The organism is Aquabacterium sp. (assembly GCF_021768455.1).
Taxonomy (GTDB): domain Bacteria; phylum Pseudomonadota; class Gammaproteobacteria; order Burkholderiales; family Burkholderiaceae_C; genus Aquabacterium.
Map to the genome: position 1 here is coordinate 1 of NZ_JAIZVX010000293.1, position 1,515 is coordinate 1,515.

1 protein-coding gene is annotated in these 1,515 nt (G+C 46.9%); it reads right to left on the reverse strand.

Annotated features, from left to right (window positions below; genetic code table 11):
• Window positions 1-1,413: a hypothetical protein gene (locus QZ994_RS19860; protein ID WP_290877823.1), complete on the reverse strand. Its 1,413-nt coding sequence runs from the start codon at window positions 1,411-1,413 to the stop codon at window positions 1-3.
• Between the last annotated feature and the right edge of the window lie 102 nt (window positions 1,414-1,515).

A 1,515-nucleotide genomic window follows, 5' to 3' on the forward strand; every position in this document is an offset into this window, starting at 1 on the left:
TTAGATGAACTTTCCATAAACAGTTGTACCAGCATCAGCAGACCAGAAGATGGCTTTGGTGATACCTGAAGCTGTGAAGCCAGAGCGACCACCAGAAGCAGCCAATGCAGTGAAATGGGTGGACAACGAAGTCGTCTCAGTACCGTCTGGGTTGGTCCAAGTTACGGTAGGAGGTGTGATCGTGTAGGCACCATAGTTGATGAAATCCACACGCATGTAACCTTCATTACCAGTAGGTGGCCAGTTAGAGAAGGCAAAGGTATGGTTACCTGTTGCAGTCACCTTCTGCTTACTACCTGCTGTGTAATCAAAGGTCACAGTGGAAGTGCCAGAGTTACCCAGATCAACAGCTACCACAGCACAGTCTTTAAACAGTGCTCGTTGTTGTACCGTATCTGCAAAGTCATTAGCTCCAAGGATAGCCAGATCTGCATCAGTAACAGCAGTATCAAACTGAGCCTTGGTACCAGTGATACCTACAATACTGGTTTGATCACCAGAGTTAGTACCCGTCAAACCAAGGTCAGTCTTCAGAGTAGCCAAGGTCTGTACTTCTGGAGCACCAGCACCAGCAGTCTTCCGATACATAATCCCACCAGAAGCCATGTTAGCCATCTTAGCCAAGGTCACTGCACTGTTAGCAATGGTTGCAGAAAAGCTTCCAGTACCTGAACCGGTAACATCACCAGTCAGAGTAATGGTTTGATCACCTGTATTCGAACCAGACAGCGTAGTGATACCCAGAGCACTCTTGATCGTGGTAGCAGTTTCAGCTGGGTACAAGGTATCGAAATAAGTCTTCAGCGTAGCCTTCAGATTTGCCCAAGTAACCTTCTTCAAGGTATTACTAGAAGCAGAATCTACGATAGGCAATGCATCCGCATCATCAGGAGTAGCTTTACTGGTTGCTGCATTGGTAGCAGGGGCTATAACAGTGATGTTTGCAGAGCCATTGAAGCTCTGACCATCAATGGTTCGTGCAGTCGTCAGTACAGCAGCAGAAGCCACAGCCTTGTTTGCATCAGCAGTGTTATCTGCGTTACCCAGACCAACTTGAGCCTTGGTTACACTGTGTGGATTACTGGTGCTGTTCTTATGCGCTTCAGTAGAAGTAGCTTCAGCAGCAGTATGACGGAGAGAGATGTAATCACTCTCAGCAAATACCTTAGCTGTCGTACCTTCCTGAGCACGAACAATGGTGAACACATCACCAGCACGAGCAGTTACCTTGACGATCTCACGATTGGATTCAATACCACTGCTGATCTTAGACAGAGTGCAGAGGAACCAATCCGATCCAGTAATCGCAGGGAACAGAGCACCATCACCCGAAGCTACTTGCAAAGTAAGGGAGATATTGCTGATACCAGACAGCAGCTGGCTTGAAGCATTGTTTGCAAATAGTTGGGCCATTTAGTCCTCTTCAATCTCAACAGTAAATTCATCTTGCATGGTTCGACCTTCAGCAGTAGTTACTGCAACCTGCACCTTATAAGATTCAAAGGGAGTTCCTTT